The sequence below is a fragment of the Streptomyces sp. NPDC054813 genome (genome assembly GCF_053611365.1).
In genome coordinates, this window is record NZ_JBSHAF010000001.1 from 547,470 (window position 1) to 564,022 (window position 16,553).

At 73.3% G+C, this 16,553-nt stretch carries 16 protein-coding genes; 6 read left to right on the forward strand and 10 right to left on the reverse strand.

The genetic code is table 11. The features are described from left to right. Positions 1-11 precede the first annotated feature (11 nt). Together ACWGJB_RS02355 and ACWGJB_RS02360 are read right to left on the reverse strand one after the other, a co-directional pair. Positions 12-1,058: an ATP-grasp domain-containing protein gene (locus ACWGJB_RS02355; protein WP_453378393.1), complete on the reverse strand. Its 1,047-nt coding sequence runs from the start codon at positions 1,056-1,058 to the stop codon at positions 12-14. Positions 1,059-1,270: 212 nt separating this feature from the next. Continuing rightward, positions 1,271-1,948, reverse strand: coding sequence for a class I SAM-dependent methyltransferase (locus ACWGJB_RS02360; RefSeq protein WP_453378394.1), 678 nt, complete (start codon positions 1,946-1,948; stop codon positions 1,271-1,273). A 172-nt stretch (positions 1,949-2,120) separates the two neighbouring features. Between ACWGJB_RS02360 and ACWGJB_RS02365 the strand changes: the two genes are divergently transcribed. Further along, on the forward strand, positions 2,121-3,497 hold the full coding sequence (locus ACWGJB_RS02365; RefSeq protein ID WP_453378395.1) for a condensation domain-containing protein: 1,377 nt from the start codon (positions 2,121-2,123) through the stop codon (positions 3,495-3,497). A gap of 79 nt (positions 3,498-3,576) precedes the next feature. On the opposite strand, the gene ACWGJB_RS02370 is transcribed toward ACWGJB_RS02365, so the two are convergent. From ACWGJB_RS02370 to vioD, 7 genes are read right to left on the reverse strand one after another with little or no spacing between them, the layout of a single operon-like run. Continuing rightward, complete coding sequence (locus ACWGJB_RS02370; RefSeq protein ID WP_453378396.1) at positions 3,577-4,263, reverse strand: PIG-L deacetylase family protein; 687 nt, start codon at positions 4,261-4,263, stop codon at positions 3,577-3,579. Continuing rightward, a complete protein-coding gene (locus ACWGJB_RS02375; RefSeq protein ID WP_453378397.1) occupies positions 4,260-5,234 on the reverse strand; it encodes an NAD-dependent epimerase/dehydratase family protein in 975 nt (324 codons plus the stop codon). The genes ACWGJB_RS02370 and ACWGJB_RS02375 overlap by 4 nt, the downstream gene beginning before the upstream one ends. Beyond that, the gene (locus ACWGJB_RS02380; RefSeq protein WP_453378398.1) at positions 5,231-6,289 is read right to left on the reverse strand and encodes a Gfo/Idh/MocA family protein; all 1,059 of its coding nucleotides are present in this window, start codon (positions 6,287-6,289) and stop codon (positions 5,231-5,233) included. The genes ACWGJB_RS02375 and ACWGJB_RS02380 overlap by 4 nt, the downstream gene beginning before the upstream one ends. Before the next feature lie 50 nt (positions 6,290-6,339). Next, positions 6,340-7,167 (reverse strand): GNAT family N-acetyltransferase, encoded by an 828-nt coding sequence (locus ACWGJB_RS02385; RefSeq protein ID WP_453378399.1) that lies wholly within the window; start codon positions 7,165-7,167, stop codon positions 6,340-6,342. 7 nt (positions 7,168-7,174) lie between these two features. Then, positions 7,175-8,206, reverse strand: a complete 1,032-nt coding sequence (vioC, locus tag ACWGJB_RS02390) for an arginine beta-hydroxylase, Fe(II)/alpha-ketoglutarate-dependent (protein ID WP_453378400.1) — start codon at positions 8,204-8,206, stop codon at positions 7,175-7,177. 6 nt (positions 8,207-8,212) lie between these two features. After that, complete coding sequence (locus ACWGJB_RS02395) at positions 8,213-10,150, reverse strand: non-ribosomal peptide synthetase (RefSeq protein ID WP_453378401.1); 1,938 nt, start codon at positions 10,148-10,150, stop codon at positions 8,213-8,215. After that, entirely contained in the window at positions 10,147-11,283 is a 1,137-nt protein-coding gene (gene vioD / locus ACWGJB_RS02400) for a capreomycidine synthase (protein ID WP_453378402.1), read from the reverse strand. The genes ACWGJB_RS02395 and vioD overlap by 4 nt, the downstream gene beginning before the upstream one ends. 361 nt (positions 11,284-11,644) lie before the next feature. Between vioD and ACWGJB_RS02405 the strand changes: the two genes are divergently transcribed. The 3 genes from ACWGJB_RS02405 to ACWGJB_RS02415 are packed head-to-tail and all read left to right on the forward strand — an operon-like array spanning position 11,645 to position 14,543. Further along, positions 11,645-13,033, forward strand: coding sequence for an MFS transporter (locus ACWGJB_RS02405; RefSeq protein ID WP_453378403.1), 1,389 nt, complete (start codon positions 11,645-11,647; stop codon positions 13,031-13,033). Further along, positions 13,030-14,025 carry a phosphotransferase gene (locus tag ACWGJB_RS02410; RefSeq protein ID WP_453378404.1) on the forward strand — a complete coding sequence of 332 codons (996 nt, stop codon included), beginning with the start codon at positions 13,030-13,032 and terminating at the stop codon, positions 14,023-14,025. The genes ACWGJB_RS02405 and ACWGJB_RS02410 overlap by 4 nt, the downstream gene beginning before the upstream one ends. Before the next feature lie 53 nt (positions 14,026-14,078). Then, positions 14,079-14,543: a phosphopantetheine-binding protein gene (locus tag ACWGJB_RS02415; protein ID WP_453378405.1), complete on the forward strand. Its 465-nt coding sequence runs from the start codon at positions 14,079-14,081 to the stop codon at positions 14,541-14,543. A gap of 15 nt (positions 14,544-14,558) precedes the next feature. Here the strand turns inward: ACWGJB_RS02415 and ACWGJB_RS02420 are convergent, their stop codons facing one another. Beyond that, entirely contained in the window at positions 14,559-15,407 is an 849-nt protein-coding gene (locus ACWGJB_RS02420; protein WP_453378406.1) for an alpha/beta fold hydrolase, read from the reverse strand. Positions 15,408-15,780: 373 nt separating this feature from the next. Between ACWGJB_RS02420 and ACWGJB_RS02425 the strand changes: the two genes are divergently transcribed. Together ACWGJB_RS02425 and ACWGJB_RS02430 are read left to right on the forward strand one after the other, a co-directional pair. Further along, entirely contained in the window at positions 15,781-16,026 is a 246-nt protein-coding gene (locus ACWGJB_RS02425) for a response regulator transcription factor (protein ID WP_453378407.1), read from the forward strand. A gap of 186 nt (positions 16,027-16,212) precedes the next feature. After that, positions 16,213-16,386, forward strand: coding sequence for a hypothetical protein (locus ACWGJB_RS02430; RefSeq protein ID WP_360488497.1), 174 nt, complete (start codon positions 16,213-16,215; stop codon positions 16,384-16,386). The last annotated feature ends 167 nt before the right edge of the window (positions 16,387-16,553 follow it).

A 16,553-nucleotide genomic window follows, 5' to 3' on the forward strand; every position in this document is an offset into this window, starting at 1 on the left:
GTCGGTGAGTGTCAGTGGCTCGGTTCGCACGGAGTCGTGGGCGCCCCGGAGGGGTCGGTGAGGCGCAGCGGCAGCCGGGACAGCACCCGGGCGGCCAGGGCTTCGGCGGCGGCCACGTCGGGGCCGCTGGTGATGGTCCCGGCCAGCACCTCGTCGCCGCCGCGGTAGGCGGGCAGGACGGTGCCGGGGGCGAGGTCCAGGCCCCAGAAGACGTCGTGCACGCCGGGAGTGCGGGCGAGTGCGTCCAGGTCGCCGACCGAGTGGACGGTGCCGCCGTCGGCGGGCAGGTACCGCTGCACGACGGCGCGGTCCCGGGTGGGGCGCAGTTCCTCGGGGACGAGGGGGCGGCCGAGGGCGAGGCGGACGGCGTTGGGCAGCGGGTCCACTCCGGTGGCGAGCGGCATGACCTCGGTGGCGATCCGGGCGCCGGTCAGCCGGCAGGTGATCTCCAGCAGGTACACCCGCCCGTCGGGGGTGCGCAGGATGTCGGTGTTGACGACGGCGGTGGTCAGGCCGAGCGCGTCCACGCCCCGCTGGACCGTCCGGACGACCTCGGCCCGCTGTGCCGCGTCCAGGACGGTGGGCAGGGTGTCGCCGCCCTCGAAGAAGTGCGGGAAGAAGCGCTCCTTCTCGCCGTACTCACGGTCGGCGAACCCGGTGACGTGCAGCAGCCCGTCGACGGCGAACCCGGCCACGGTGTGCTCGGTGCCGGACAGGTACTCCTCCACCACGACCCGTCCGGTCGGGCTCAGCGCGAGCGCCCGCTCGACCGGCTCCCGCGCACGCTCGCGGGTGTCCAGCTTGGCGACGCCCAGGGATCCGGTGCGGTCGCTGGGCTTGACCACCGCGGGCAGTCCGACGCGCTCCAGACCGGCGAGCGCCGCGTCGGCGGTGGTGGCGACGGCGAACCGGGGTACGGCGAGTCCGGCCCGGTCCAGCGCGGCGATCCTGCGGTCCTTGAGGGTGCACAGGTCGGCCACCTCGACGGGTACGCCGGGGCAACCCAACTCGGCGGCCAGGCGGGCCACGACCGGTGGATTGTCATATCCGAGGGTCATGACCCCCGATATTCTTCCAAGCCGCTCCGCACGAATTACCGAGAGGACGTTCCGGAAGTCGTCCGGGTCGGCCTCCAGATGAATATCGGCATGTTTTTCGACGCGTTCGGTGATCCGGTCCGTCACGACCACGGTCCGTACTCCCATGGCTTTCACACGGGCCAGCGACCTGTCCATTCCAGAGCCGATCCCGCATATCACGAGGGTTTCGGTCACCTGGCCACGTACCAGACCCGCCGGGTGTCCTCGCGCACCGGTTCACGGTCGAGTCCGGCATAGGTGTCCACACTGGTGAAGCCGGCCGCGCGCAGGGCGTCGGTCACCGTCTCCGGGTCGAGGCCGCGCTGCGGATGCACCTCGTGGATGCGGTGCCAGCCGCCGTCCGGGGTGCGGCGCACGACGGTGACCGTGGTGTCCACCCGGCCGCTCGCGGCGTCGTAGGGGTTCTCCCAGACCTCCAGGATGTCCTCGGTGTTCTGCTCCACGAACACCCTGCCTGACCAGGCACGTTCGACGAACCAGACGGGGTGGGCGTCGAGGATCGCCAGGCCGCCGTCCGCGGTGGCGTCCCGCAGGGTGCGGGCCGCGCGACGCAGATCGTCCTCGTCGACCAGGTAGTTGAAGGTGTTGTAGGTGCAGGTGACCACGGAGTGGGGCCGGTCGGGGCGGTACTCACGCAGATCGGCGTGGCTGAACTCGACGGTGACTCCGGCCAGACGGGCGGCGGCCTCGGCATGCCGCAGCATGCCCGCCGACTGGTCCACGCCGGTCAGCCGGTCGAAGCGACCGGCCAGCGCGACCAGCAGCGTGCCCGTGCCGCAGCCCAGGTCGAGCAGCGACCCGGTGCCGGCCCGGTAATAGGAAATCAGATCGGGAAGCTTTTTCGCCACTTCCTCGGTGAAATCATTGTACGGCGCCCCGGCATAAACATCGGCATACTCTCCGAAGAAATCGCCGCGTGATCCGTATTGCATCACGACCGCTCCATTCAGTAGTCTCAATTTTCGTGCCGGGCGCTTCCAGGCCCGCCATTTCCTTTTCATTTCCGGAGGGAGATTTCGCATGCGCACGGCGAACGAGGGAAGCCACTCCCAAGGGCTTCCACTGCTGTCCGACCAGATAGACCGCCTGGCGATCCAGGAGTGGGTCGAGCAGCATGACCTCGGGGTCGAGGTCCGTATGTTCGGCCGGGGCTTCCGGCTGACCGGCCCCCTCGACACCGACGCGCTGGACTCGGCGCTGACCACGCTCGTCGCCCGCCACGAGGCGCTGCGGGTGGCCTTCCCCGACCGGGGCCGGGCCGGACGCCAGGAGATCCGGGCGCCCCGCCCCTTCACACCGCACCGCGAGGACCTCACCGGGCTGCCGGAGGACGAACGGCCGGCCGAGGCCCTGCGCCGGGCCGGCACCTACCTGAGCCAGAACCTCGATCTGGACGGCGGACTGCTCCTGAGCGGTGTCGTCTACCGCCTGGGCGAGGAGGACCATCTGCTGGGCCTCGCGGTCGACCACCTGGTGGTGGACGGCCAGTCGTTCGAGATCCTGGTGAACGAGCTGTGGGAGCTGTACGCCGCGGCCGTCGAGGGCCGTGAGGCCAAGCTGCCCGAACAGCGCTTCACCTACGCGGACTTCGTGCGCTGGGAGGCGGAGTGGCTGGGCCGCGACCCGAGCCCCCGGCAGCTGATCGCCCGCTTCGCGGAGCTGCTCGACGGCATCGGCACCAACGCCCCGGTGCACCTGCCCGGGATGCTGCGCGAGACCAACGACCGTTACGCGGTGGGCACGTTCGACGGTTCGCTGCCGCCGGAGACCTGCGAACTGCTCACCCGGTACTGCCGGTCGGCCCGCGCCACCCCGTTCGTCGTGCTGTTCACCGCCTACCTGTGCGCGCTGCACGCCCGCAGCGGGCGCAGCGACCTCGCGGCGCTGATCCCGGTGACCCGGCGCACCGAGGAGCACCTGCTGGACCTGGTGGCCTTCCTGTCCACCTACGCCACCGTGCGGGTGCGGATCAACCCCGCCCAGACGTTCAAGGAGCTGAGCCGCACGGTCCGCTCGGCGGTGCTGGAGACCCAGCGGCTGGGCCAGGTGCCGGCGCCCGAGGTGACCTCCGCGCTCGCCCCGCACATGCTGGGACGACTGCTCGAACGGCCCTGCACCTTCTTCGACGTGGCGCCCGGCGGCTGGAGCGGCGGCAGCCGCGAGGCCGGCGGTCTGTCGGTGGAGCCGACCGAGGTGCCCGGTGACCAGCACCAGATCGAGAGCCTGGAGGTGTTCGCCTCGGTCGACGACAGCGGCGTGGACTTCACCGTGCTCTTCCCGGCGGACGTCTTCGGCGAGGAAGCGGTGCGGGATCTGGCTCATGAGTTCACCTCCCTGGTGCACAGGTTCCTGAGTGCTCCGGACACGGCGATCGCGGACGTGCTGCGGGCGGACTGACGGACCGGGCCGGACCGGGCCGGGGGCCGCACGGTCGGCTCCCGGACCGGGCCGGCGGCTCCCGGACCGGCCCGGCCGATCAGGGCTGGAAGCCGGCCGGGGCAGGGACGGGCGTGGCCATCCGGATCACCTCGAAGGCCTCGCTGTGGCCCTGGCCCGCGCTGGTGACGGCCCGGTAGGACGCCAGCCCGCGGACCGCCTCGTCCCAGGCGGCGTGCCGCAGCTGGGACCGGTAGCAGCGCATGGCCGCCACCTTCAGCTCGATCTGGTCGGTGACGTCCTCCGTGTACTGGGCCTCGCCGAGCGGGGCCCAGACCTCATAGCCGAGCACCAGGGAAGGCGGCGGGGAGGGCGGCCCGGCCTCCTCGAAGAAGTCGGACTCCGCCATCCACAGCGCCTCCAGGCCCAGCCGGTGGACGGCCCGGTGCTCCACGTCCCCGTCGTCGCGGTGCGGCAGGTACACCCGGTCCGGGCGCACCTCGCGCAGCACCTTGACGACGGCCAGGTGCAGGCGGCGGTCGGCGGCGAAGTCACGGGACGGCTCGTCCAGGGTGATGCACCGCTTGACGCCGAGCACCCGGCAGGCGTCGGTGGTCTCCGCCGCGAACTCCTCGGCCCCGACCTCCCGGTCGCGCAGTCCGCGCTCCCGGCGGATCACGATGACGACCGTGACCTCCGCGCCGGACTGTGCGAGCTTGGCGATGGAGCCGCCGCAGCCGATGACCTCGTCGTCGGGGTGCGGGGCGATCACCAGGACCCGGGTCACCGGGCGGCTCCGCCCGGTACGCCGTACCCGGCCCAGCGGGCCCACTCGGCCGTGCGCTCCATGCCCTCGTCCAGCGTGGTCCGGGGCGCGATGAGCACCTCGGCGGCGCGGGCGGCGTCCGCGCGGGCGGGGCTGGCGTAGAGGGCCTGCTCCCAGTCGGGGACGGCCCCGCGGGTGGCGGTGCCGCTCGGGGCGGGCAGCCCGCGCATGCCGCGCAGCCGGTCGAAGAACGCCCCCCAGTCCGGCTCGCCGGGCCCGTTGACGAGGAACTTCCGCCCGGCCGACCCGGGTTCGGCGAGGGCGGCCAGTACGGCGTCCGCCACGTCGTCGACGTACACCGCGTTGCAGGCGCCGCCGGCACCGGTGACCGGAAGCTCCTCGAACTCCGCTGCAGGGCGGGTGAGTTGGGCGGTCGTCCACTGGCCGCCCCAGGGGCCGTAGACCACGCCGGGCTGAAGCACCACGATGTCGGGGCCGTCGCCGTGCGCGGCCAGCACCAGCCGTTCGGCGGCCGCCTTCTGCTGCTCGTACTCGCGGTCGTCCGGATCCTCGGCGAGCGCCGGCGCGGTCTCGTCGAAGCGGGTGAGGCCGGTGGTGTCGTAGACGTCGACGGTGCTGACGTGCACCAGCCGCTCCACGCCCGCGAGTTTGGCCGCGGCGAGCAGCTGCGCGGTGCCGTCGACGGTGGTGCGCCAGCGGTCCGCCACCTCGCCCTGCGATCCGAACGCGCAGTGCACCACCAGGTCGCAGCCGTGCAGGGCCTTGCCCAGGCTCTGCGGGCTGTCCAGGTCCACGGTCCGGAAGGCCAGCCGGTCCTGCGGCAGCACGGAGAGCCGGGCGACCCGGCCGTAACCGCGCACCAGGGCGCGGACCTCGGCCCCGGTGCCCAGCACCAGCCGCTCCACCACGCGTCCGCCGATGAACCCGCTGGCGCCGGTGACCGCGATGCGCCTGCCCGCGAAGTCGTTCATGCCACGCTCCTCGAAGTCGTCCCGGTCAGCCAGGGCTGGGCCAGCGGGCGTCGCGCGGGCCCCGTGTAGCACTGCTCGATCAGCCGGGCGACCCGCAGGCCGTCCTCGGCGGTGGCGTGCGGCGCCACGTCCGCGCCGGAGCACACCTCGGCGAAGTTGCGCAACTGCTCCACGAACAGGTCGTCCCACTCGTCCTGGGCCGGCGGTACGGCCCGTACGTCGCCGCGGTGCAGTTCCTCGCCGGAGGCGGTGATCAGCGTGCACTCGCCGGCCGGGAAGTCGGTGCCGACGCTGACCTCGGCCTCGGTGCCGGTGACGACGCAGCTGATGCCGAGGGCGCGGACCCTGCTGAACTCCAGCACGGTCTCCACGCCCCCGATGCGCAGGGTGGCGACGGCGTCCGCCTCGACCCCGCCGAGGCTGTCGTCCACGTAGTCGAGGACCTCGACGTCCGGGCCTAGCCACCACAGCAGGATGTCGAAGACGTGGGAGGCCGTGTCGGTGAGCACACCGCCACCCGCGAGCCGGCGGTCGAACATCGACCAGGAGACCGGCTCCCAGCTGTAGGGGTGGCCCTCGGTCCAGCGGACCCGGGTCACCGTGCCCAGGTCACCGCCCTGGATCAGCCTGCGCACCCAGGCGTTGGCCGGGAACAGCCGCCGGGGGTGGGCCATCAGCAGGTGGGTGTCCGGGGCGGCGGCCGCGGCGGCGGCGAGGGCCTCGGCGTCCGCGGCGGAGGTCGCCATCGGCTTCTCCAGCAGCACGTGCTTGCCGCGGGCCAGCAGGTCCCCGGCGACGGCGGCGTGCGCGGTGTGCGGTACGGCGACGACGGCCGCGTCGAAGGCGTCGGCGGCCTCCTCCACCGAGCGGGCGATCAGCACGTCCTCGGCGGAGCCGCCCTGGTCGGTGTACCACTGCAGGGCGGCACGGGCCTGCTCGGGGTCCGGGTCGATCAGGGCGGTGAGCCGGATCTGCGGGACGTGCGGAAGCGCGGTCAGATGACAGGACCGGGCGGCGGCTCCGCAGCCGACGACGGCCAGTCGCAGCGGTTGCATGGGCGACTCCTCGGGTGTGGTCGTAAGGGGGGCGGATCGAGGGCGGGCGGTCAGGTGACGGCCGGGAGGACGGAGGGGTGGACCGGGTCGGCCGAGAGGGACGGGGCGGCCCCATGGGACGGGTCGGCCGGGAGGGCCGGGTGGAACACCCAGAAGTTGGGTTCCGCGTAGACGCCTTGGCCGTCCGCCGAGACCTCCAGGGGGGCGAGCGCACCGGGCACGAGATGACGGGCGGGGCCCGGCAGCGGGTGTCCGGCCACCTCCTCCCAGCGGGCGGCGGGCTGGCTGATCACCAGCGAGCGGTCGCAGGGGGCGAGCAGTTCGGCGCCCAGCGCGGCATGGGTGGCCAGCCAGGGGTCGAACGGCGTGCCGTCCGGGCGCCGCCAGCGGGCGTACTCGGCCATCGGGACGAGCGGGTAGCGGGCCTTGCGGGTGGGGCGGACCGGGATGACCACGCCGCGCAGGCCCGCGGCGCGCGCCGCGTCCCGGGCGTGGCCGAGCAGCTGTTCGGCCAGGCCGGTGCCGCGCAGCCGGGGCGACACGCTGACGGAGAGCATGCACAGGGTGTCGGGGTCGGCGCCGACGGGCCCGCCGAACGCGGAGACCAGGACGTCGTCCGATCCCCCGGGGAGCCCGGCGACCGTGCCGTCCCAGGAGACCGGCAAGCCGTTGGCCGCGGCCACGAGCTGCCCCTCCTCGTCCAGCACGCAGATCTGGTGGGCCGGGTGGGTGTCGTAGAGCCGGTGCCAGCGCCAGTTGCCGGGCGACTCCCAGCTCATGAACACGGGCATGTTGCGCGTGGTCAGCTCGTCGACGGCCGGTTCCAGCTCCGGTGCCTTCTCCAGAGTGGTGACCGTGAGGGCCGGCAGGTCCGCCACGGCCGCGTCAGCCGATCAGGCGGTTGCCGGCGCTCGCCCGCATGGTGCGCGAGCGGCGCAGGTCATGGGTGACGTTGATGCGCTTGAGCCAGCGGTCGGTGCCGTCGTAGCGGGCGGTGAAGGGCACCCGGCCGTGCACCACGCGGTGGTTGTTGACGACCAGGCAGTCCCCCTGTTCCAGGGCGACCTCGCGCAGTCCGTCGTCCACGACCGCGATCAGGTTGTCCAGGGCCCGGCGCGCCTCCGGGTCGTCGTCGGGGACCTCCATGAAATACGGGTCCAGCCGCAGGTAGGGCTCCTCCCGCGGGCCGAACAGGGCGGCCACCGGGCGGCGTTCGTGGATCAGCCGCTCGATGGTGGCGAACCGCTCGGCGTCGCCGTCGACGCGGGCGGAGTTGTTCTTGGGCAGGTGCGACTCGTCGGGCGCGATGTGGAAGCGCTCCTCGAACAGCACCTCCAGGTCGTCGTCGCAGAGCGATCCGCCGGCGTAGGAACCCACCGTGGTGGCGACCTTGTCGGGATTGCGCAGGGACGCCAGCACCAGGTAGTCGCCGCGGTGCGGGTGGAAGGCGTCCTCGGTGTGCCAGGTCAGCAACTCCGCGCTGCCCAGACCCAGTTGGTCGTGCTCGTGGCGGCGGACGGGGAAGATGTCGTGCACCAGCCGGCCGTCCTGCTGGGTGGTCCAGCCGAACGGCTCGCCGAGCAGCGCCGCGTAGAGCAGGACGAGGATCTCCTCGGGGAACTCCCGGTTGGGCCGGGGCCGGCCACGCCAGTGGTCAGGGGTGGGTCCGATGCGGTCCTGGTCGAAGAGGTGCCCGCTGACCACGCAGTAGCCGGTGGGTTCGTCGACGGCGAAGGTGCGCAGGAACCGCTGGGTGCGCACCGGGAGTCCGGCGGCGAGCCGGGGCAGGTCGAGCAGGAGCGCCGGGTCGTCGTCACCGGTGTGGCGCTCCGCGACGCCGATGGTCAGCTCGGCCGTCTGCCGCGCCTCGTCCGGGGTGAGCAGCAGGACGTGCCGCTCCTCGAAGGGTGTGTCCATGACAGTTCAGTCCTTATGTTCCTTAGGTGCGGCCGGTGGGAACGGTGTCGACACCGAGCGGGGCCGGGTCTGCGCCGCCGAGAGCCAGTGGGCGAGCCGGCGGGGGGTCGGGTGGTCGAAGACGGTCGTCGCCCGCAGCCCGACGGTCCCGGGGAAGTCGGCGCGGAGCTCGGTGACCAGGCGCATGGCCAGGATCGACTGCCCGCCACCGGCGAAGAAGTCCGCGTCGACGCCGAACTCCGGGTCGTCCAGCAGGTCCCGGAAGCGCCGCAGCACGGCGGGAAGGAGTTCGACCGCAGCGGAGGCGGCCACGGGCGGTCCGTCGGGGGCGGGGGCTCCGGGGGCGGGGGCGGATCCGGACGCCGGCCGGTTCTCTGTGGCGAGCCGCGCGGCGAGGCCTCGGCGGTCGACCTTGCCGTGTGCGTTCTTCGGCAGGACTCCCGTCCAGAACAGCCGCTGCGGGGCGGCCCAGCCCGGCAGTTCGGCGGTGACCCGGGCCAGCAGCCGGGCGCGCTGCTCGGCGGTGACCGGCAGCACGCCGTCCGGCGGTGGCGCCGGGGCCGGCCCGGCCGGGACCAGGCAGGCCAGCAGGGTGCTGCGGGTCCGGGCGTCCGCGAGGACGACGGCCTGGGCCACCGAGGGGTCGGCGGCGAGCAGGCGTTCCACCGACGCGGGTTCCAGCCGGTGGCCGCGGATCTTCATCTGGTCGTCCACCCGGCCGTGGAACTCCACGTTGCCGTCGGGCAGGACGCGGCCGAGGTCGCCGGTGGCGTACAGCCGGCCGTCCCCGGGCCGGGGGCCGGTAACGAACCGCCGGGCGGTCTGCTCCGGGTCGCCGAGGTAGCCGGAGGCCAGCGAGGGCCCGCCGATGTGGATCTCCCCGACTTCGCCGGGCGCCGCGGGGTGCCGGCCGGGTCCGCGCACGCTCACCTCGGCATTGGCGAGCGGCGTGCCGACGGGCACCTCGGCGGCGGCTTCCGCCAGCGGGCCCTCGTACATGGTGGAGGTCACGGTGCACTCGGTGAGCCCGTAGACGTGCACGAGCGCGGCCCGCCCGGCGCGCTCCCAGCGCCGCCAGTCGTCGGGGTCCATCCGCTCGCCGCCGACCAGCACCCGGCGCAGCGGGAGCGGGGTGGTCGTGCCCCGGACGTCCAGCCAGCGCGCGTACTCGCGCCAGTACTGGGTGGACAGTTCCACGACGGTGACGTCGAGGTCGCGGAGCAGCGCGTGCAGGCCCTGGGGGTCCGGTACGGCGGTACCGGGACGGCAGACGACGGTCCCGCCGCGGGCGAGCACCGGGAAGACCTCCTCCACGACCACGTCGAAGCCGAGGGAGGCCAGTTGCAGCCACCGGTCCCCCGGGCCGAGCGCCAGCCGGTCGGCGGCGGCCAGGGCGAAGCCGTGCAGCGCGTCCCGTCCGATCTCGACGGCCTTGGGCTCGCCGGTGGACCCGGAGGTGAACATCGCGTACGCGGGACCGCCGGGCAGGTCCGTACGGTCGCCCGGGTCGTCCCCGGCCGACTCCGGTGCGGGACCGTCCAGTTGGGGGCTCAGGTCGACCCACGGGGGCAGGTCGGTCCCGCCCGGCGCCGCACCCCGGCCGACGAGCAGGGCCGCGTCGACGCGGGCGCAGCGGGCGGCGCGGGCGGACTCGGGGAGGCCGTCCTCCAGGACGGCGAAGGCGGCGCCCGCGGCCAACGTGCCCAGCATGCCCACGACGGCGTCCAGCGGGGCGAGGGCGTCCAGCATCACGTACCGGCCCGGTCCGGCCCCTGCGGCGATCAGCCGCCCGGCCACGGACCCTGCCGCGAGGGAAAGTTGACGATATGTCAGCTCGTGCTGTCCGTCGGTGAGGGCGACGCGGCCGCCGTGTCGGATCACCACCTCGCGCCAGAGCCGGGACAGGGCGTCGGGCCCGGCCACCGTGCCGGATGCCCCCGTCATCGGCCGCCCCCGTCGCGCAGGAACGCGGAGAGTGTCTCCAGTCCGTCGGTGAAGTCCTTCTCGTCGCCGCCGAATCCGAGCCGTACCGCGCCCTCGCGGCCGAAGGCGGTGCCGGGTACGAGCAACGTGCCGTACCGCTCGAGGAGTTCGGTGCAGAAGCGTTCGGAGTCCGGGACGCCGGGCAGTTCCAGCAGACAGCAGACCCCGCCGCTCGGAGGCGTCCAGGCGACCAGGCCCTCGTGCTCGGCGACCCACTTCTCCAGCACGGTCAGATTGGCGCGGGCCTCGGTCCGCCGGGGACCGATCAGGGCGTCCGCCGAGCGCATGGCGGCGGTGGCGATCGTCTCCACCAGCGGGGAGAGGAACAGGGTGGTGCGGTCGCGCACGGTGAAACTGCGCTCGATCAGCTCCGGCGGCGCGGCGCACCATCCGACCCGCAGGCCGGGCAGCCCGAACGCCTTGGAGAAGGTGCCGTAGCTGACGGTGTGCGGGTACCGCGTGCCGGGGTCGGGCAGCACCGGGCCGTACCAGGCCATCTCCGCCGTCGCCGCGTCCCAGACCAGGACCGCGTCGATCTCCGCGACGCGGTCGATCAGCCGCCGGTAGGCGGTCGGGGTCAGCGTGACGCCCGTGGGGTTGTGCGGGAAGTTGACGATCACGGCCCGGGTGTCCGGGGGAATCGCCCGCTCCAGGGCCAGGGGGTCGGTGTCGGCCGCGGTGAACGCGTCCAGGGAGACGGGGTGCGGCACGCAGCCGGCCGCCTGCGGATAGTGGGCGAGCGAGTGGTAGAGCAGGTCGGGCAGCACCACCCGGTCGCCCGGCCCGAGCAGGGTCTCCAGGGTGAGGGCGATGGCCTCGCTGGAGCCGTGGGTGACCATGACGCGGTCGGCCTGTCCGGGGAGATAGCGGTCGGCGATGGCCCGGCGCAGCTCGGGCGAGCCCTGCGAGGTGCTGTCGTCGACGAGGACGCCGTCGAGGTCCGTCGCCGCCAGGCCGGTCAGCCGGCGCAGTTCGGCGTAGGTGTAGGGGTGTACTCCGCTGGAGCTGATGTCCCGCTGCGCCTGCCCGAGCCGGCGCCGGTACCACTCCTCCAGTACCGGGGGCTCCGCAGGGCGCGCTGTATTTAATTCCATTCGAGTCCGTGACACGAAGAAAACCTCATCGGATAAGGGCTCGTGAAAATCGGTGAAGAGCGAGTTCAGGCACACACAATGCGCCTCGACTCGGCGGGGAGGAAATCGGTGCCGACTGCCCCAATTACATCAACAGGTGCGTGACGGTTACAAGTAACGCGAGTACGTGACAGGGTCCGCACCCGGGGTCGCACCGTCGCCTCCACTGCCACCTGGGCATCCATTACAGCAGGCCGGCTGCCTTCGACCGCACGGGCGCCGGGGCGGCCGCGCCTCGGGACGGTCCGCCCGGCCGACCGGGTCCCGGTCACTTTCCGGGGCCGTAGTGACCCGTCGAGTTTCCCATGGCACTATTGCCGCCATGCGCCCAAAAATTCCGGCCGACAGCATTCTGCGGCTGGGCGATTTCCGACAGCTCTTTCTCGCGGACAGCATCAGTCAATTCGGCACGCAGATCCTGACACTGGCCCTGCCGCTGGTGGCCGTGGTCAGTCTGGACGCCTCCCCGCTGGAGGTGGGGGCCCTGTCGGCCGCCGAGTCACTGCCCTATCTGCTGGCGAGCGTCCCGGCCGGCGTATGGGCGGACCGGGTGCGCAAGCGCCCGCTGCTGCTCGTCACGGACACCGCCCGCGCCGTGCTGCTGCTGTGGATTCCGATCGCCTGGTGGACCGGCGTCCTCACCGCCTCCCAACTCATCGTCCTGGCCTTCGTGTTCGGGCTGCTCACGGTCTTCTTCGAGGTGGGGTACGCGAGTTACGTGCCCTCGCTGGTGCCGCGGGAGCGGCTGATCGACGCGAACACCCGGCTCCAGGTCGTCCAGTCGGTGGCCCAGGCCGCGGGCCCGGGTATCGGCGGGGCCCTGGTGCAGGCGCTGGCCGCGCCGGTGGCGGTGCTGGTGTCGATCGGCGGCTATCTGTGGTCGGCGGCCTGTGTACTGCTCGTCCGGGGCCGGGAGCCGGTGCCCGTGCGCGCCGACGGCGAGGCCGCCTCCTGGCGGAGGGACGCCGCCGAGGGGCTGCGCGCGGTCCTGGGCGACGTGCTGCTGCGGCGGACCTCCCTCAGCACCGCCTGCTTCAACCTCTTCTGGAGCATGGGCACTCCGATGATCCCGCTGCTCCTCGCCGGTCAACTGGGGCTGGGCGCGGGCGTGATCGGCCTGCTGCTGACCTTCGAGGGCGTCGGCGGTCTGCTCGGCGGCGTGCTGGCCGCGAAGGTGGCGCGGCGACTGGGGCACGGTCCGGCGATCTGGACCGCCACGCTGGTGGCCGGCTCGGGGTTCACGCTGGTGCCCCTGGTGGACACCGGCTGGCGGCTGTCCCTGGTCAGCCTGGGGCTGTTCGTCTCCTCGACGGGCATGGTCGTCTACAACGTCATCGTCGTCACCTTCCGGCAGTCCATCACCCCGGACCGGCTGCTCGGCCGGGTCAGCGCCTTCAACCGGCTGCTGGTCTGGAGCACCCTGCCGCTGGGCGCGGTACTCGGCGGCCTCCTCGGCCAACTCCTGGGCGTGCGAACGACGTTGTGGATCGCGGGCATCGCGACGACGCTGTCGTTCCTGTGGATCTACTGCTCACCGCTGCGCACCCTGCGCGACATCCCCGAGGGATACGTCCTCGGCGGCTCCCTGCCGGGCGCGGCGCCGCAGCCGAAGGCCGACGCTGAGAAATCGACGGACGGCGGGGCCCGCGCACCGGTGACCGATGACCGGCAGCCGACGGCCGCCACGACCGACCGGACGGAGTCCGCGTGACGCTCACCGATCCCCGTGAAGTCCTCGCCACCGCCGTGGAGTCGGCCGCGACCCGCGGACTGTCCCTGCGCCCGGGGACGGCGGTCCTCAACGACGCGGGCTGGGACTTCTGGGTGGTGGAGGTCCAGGACACCGACGGCACCGAGTGGATCCTCCGGCTGCCGCGCCGCAACCGCAGTGCCGACCTGATCGCCGTCGAGGCCGCCGTGCTCTCGGCGGTCCGCCCCGCGCTGCCGGTCGCCGTCCCGCGCTGGGAGCATGCCGACCGCACCTTCATCGCCTACCGCAGACTCCGGGGCGTCCCCGCCGGGGCGGAGGACCAGGACAGCCTCCGCTACGAGTGGCACCCCGCCGCGGGCGCCGACCGGCCCGGCACGGACTATGTGACCTCCCTCGCGGCCGCCCTCGCCGCCCTGCACTGCGTGCCGGTCGAGGAGGCCGTGGACGCGGGCGTCCCGCCCCGCGAACCGGGCCGGGTGCGCGAGGAGTTGGAGAGGACGCTCGGAGAGGCCCGGACCGCCGTGCCGCTCCCCGAGCGCTGGTACGCACATTGGCGGGCCTGGCTGGACGACGACCGGCACTGGGCGCACGGCGTCCGGCTCACCCACGGCGACATGCACCCGGGACACACCCTCGTCGGTCCCGGCTCGGAGGCGGTGACCGGTGTCCTGGACTGGACGAACGCCGCCTTCGACGATCCGGCCGCGGACTTCGTCGACCAGTACCTGGCCGGCGGCCGCCCGCTGCTCGACCGGCTGTTGTCGGCGTACCGCCGCGGCGGTGGCACGATCCGGCCGGGTCTGCGGGAGCGCGTCCTGCTGCGTGCCTCGTTCCGCTGGGCCCACGTGGGGCTGCTGGGCGTACGCACCGACCGACCGCCACTGACCGCGGTCGCCCGTGAACGTCTCGCCGCACCACCGCCGGAGCCGGGCACCGCCCGGAAGCCCATGACACCGCCGGGCCCCGCCGCCCCGCACCGGCCCACCCGATGACGACTCCCACCCCACACACCGGTTTCACCGAGCCCTAGAAGGAGAACGAAGCGATGACCATGACCGACGACGTCCACGCCCAGGCCCTGAAGCTGGCCCGCACCTACCTGGGCCAGGACGGCCTGGACGGCGGCTGGTTCGAACTGGGCGGCTCCTCGCTGGACGCGGCCCGCCTGGTCAGCTCCCTGGAGCACGACCACTGCTGGGAGATCGCCCTCCAGGACCTCCTGACCGCCCCGTCGGTCGCCGAGCTGCTCGCCGCACCCGTCACGCCCGGGGCCTCCGGCGCATCGGAGTCACCCGCCGCACCCACACCGCCCGCCGCCGCCCGGACCACTCGGACCACCGGGAGCGCTCAGGTCGCACCGGCTCCCGCCGAGGTCGCGTCCACGCCCGCCGCCTCCTCCGGCGTCGACGTCCTGTGGCCCGCGCTCGCCCGGCTCTCCGCGGCCGACCGGCTGGCCCTCGCCCACCGGCTGCTCGGGGACGTGCTGCGCGAGTCCGGCGAGCGGCACTGACGCCCGACAACCGGCTCAGGACACGGTGGTGAGGAACTTCAGCATCGCGTCGTTCACCTCCACGGGCCGCTCCAGATACCCGTAGTGCCCGCAGTCCGCGATCTGCGTGTACCGCCCACGGGGCAACGCCCCGGCGACCTCCTCGCACAGGTGCGGCCGTACGACGATGTCGTGCTGGAAGCCCAGTACCAGGACCGGCACGGACACCCGGGCGAGCGCGGGGAGCCGGTCCTCCGGCTCCCCGTCGGCCACGGCCGGCGCCGGCACCGGGGCCGTCCCGGCGCGCTCGGCCGCCTCGAACAGATCGAGCCAGTCGAGCATCTCGTCCTCACGACGCCAGGTGGCGGGCGAGAGGTTGAGCACGGCGCGCAGCCAGGCCGCGTAGCGGGGAGGCAGGCGCATCCCCTCGGCCGCCAGCTCCCGCTCCGCGTCGGCCATCGCCCGGCCGGACAGGTCGCCGCGCCCGCGGGTGGCCATCAGCACGGCCCCGGTCACCAGGTCCGGCCGGGCCAGCATGAGTTCCTGCACCACCTCTCCCCCGAACGAGGCCCCCACGACCCGGCACGCACCGATGCCCAACTCCCGCAGCACATGGGACAGTTCCTCCGCGACACGGCGCGGCCCCGGCGACACCGGCTGAACCGGCACCTGTGACAGCTCCGACGACTCCGAGGGCTCCGACGGATCCCGCACCGGTCTGCGGTCGAAGCTGAGGACCCGGAAGCCGGCCGCACGCAGCGCAGGCACCTGGTGCAGGTCCCAGACCCGCCCCGGGGCCCCGCTGCCCGCGACGAGCAGCACGGGCTCCCCCTCACCCTCGTCCCGTACGACGAACTCCGCGCCCTCCACCGGCAGCGTGCGCACGTGCCCTCCTCGCAGTCGGTCCCGGCGCCGACGACCGGCCCCGCCGGCCCCCGACCAGCCGTCATGCTAAGGCGGCCCAGGTCAGGGGCCAGGTGCGGACGGACCCACGATCGCCACTTCGCACCGTTATCCCGTTATGTCCCCTCCTCCTCTTCTTGCACGACAGCTTGATGACCGGCCTGCCGGCCTCGCTGGGCCCCGCTCCCGGGCCAGGATTTCCTCCCGGAGGGCCGAGCCCGGCAGACCCGGCTCTCCGGGCATCGCCCGGGATCCCTCTCCCGACTCGCCCACCCCGGCGCCGCGCACCACGAATGCGCGGTCCGGCGCCACCGGAGACGGCTACTCGCCTCACGACCAGGAGGGCTGCAAGCGAATGGACCACGCTGTCACCGCCCCGGCCGCGCCACTGAGCCGACGGGAGCGACAGGTGCTCGTGCACATGGCGGACGGGCTGACGTACGACGCGATAGCCCAGCGCATGGCACTCAGCCGCCACACCGTGGACACCTACATCCGGCGCATCCGGGCGAAGACCGGCGCGCGCAACCGCATGCAGTTGCTGATGTGCGCCTTGCCGCTCATGGCCGGCGCGGCACCCGAGCCGACCCACCACGACTGAACAGCGCGCCCTTTCGGCCGCTTTGGCATCCCGCCGAGGCCGGAACCCGATCACGGAGCAACAGAGACCGTTCCGTTGCCGTCCAAGATCACGGGGGATTCGGTACGACGGCGCGCCCCGGCACCGCAGCGCCACTCGAAGAAGAACGAAGCACGGGCAACGAGGCATCAGTACAGGAGATTTGTGATGAAGCGTCTGATCTGCGCACAGCGAATCCGGATCTGTGCGGCGGTCACCGCCCTTGTGGCATTCGGTTTCCTGGGGTTCGCCCAGCACACGGAGACCGTACGGCCGCAGTCCGTCACGACGGCGGGCTGCATCCCCCAAACCCGCTGTGACGACACGTCCTGGGGCGGCTGACCACACCAGGACAGCTCACGGGCCCGGTCACGCCGCGGACTCCCCCGCCGCGGGGGGGGCGGGGGGGGGGGGGGCGGGCCCCCCCCCCCCCCCCCGCGGAGGGGGGGGGGCGCCCCCCCCCGGCCCCCCCCGCGCGCCCCCCCCCCCCCCCCCCCCCCCCCCCCCAC

Bases quoted from the DNA above. Each gene is read 5' to 3' on its own strand.
- ACWGJB_RS02355 (WP_453378393.1), bottom strand. From the start codon at position 1,058: ATGACCCTCGGATATGACAATCCACCGGTCGTGGCCCGCCTGGCCGCC.
- ACWGJB_RS02365 (WP_453378395.1), top strand. From the start codon at position 2,121: ATGCGCACGGCGAACGAGGGAAGCCACTCCCAAGGGCTTCCACTGCTG.
- ACWGJB_RS02375 (WP_453378397.1), bottom strand. From the start codon at position 5,234: ATGAACGACTTCGCGGGCAGGCGCATCGCGGTCACCGGCGCCAGCGGG.
- ACWGJB_RS02380 (WP_453378398.1), bottom strand. From the start codon at position 6,289: ATGCAACCGCTGCGACTGGCCGTCGTCGGCTGCGGAGCCGCCGCCCGG.
- vioC (WP_453378400.1), bottom strand. From the start codon at position 8,206: ATGGACACACCCTTCGAGGAGCGGCACGTCCTGCTGCTCACCCCGGAC.
- ACWGJB_RS02395 (WP_453378401.1), bottom strand. From the start codon at position 10,150: ATGACGGGGGCATCCGGCACGGTGGCCGGGCCCGACGCCCTGTCCCGG.
- vioD (WP_453378402.1), bottom strand. From the start codon at position 11,283: ATGGAATTAAATACAGCGCGCCCTGCGGAGCCCCCGGTACTGGAGGAG.
- ACWGJB_RS02405 (WP_453378403.1), top strand. From the start codon at position 11,645: ATGCGCCCAAAAATTCCGGCCGACAGCATTCTGCGGCTGGGCGATTTC.
- ACWGJB_RS02415 (WP_453378405.1), top strand. From the start codon at position 14,079: ATGACCATGACCGACGACGTCCACGCCCAGGCCCTGAAGCTGGCCCGC.
- ACWGJB_RS02425 (WP_453378407.1), top strand. From the start codon at position 15,781: ATGGACCACGCTGTCACCGCCCCGGCCGCGCCACTGAGCCGACGGGAG.
- ACWGJB_RS02430 (WP_360488497.1), top strand. From the start codon at position 16,213: ATGAAGCGTCTGATCTGCGCACAGCGAATCCGGATCTGTGCGGCGGTC.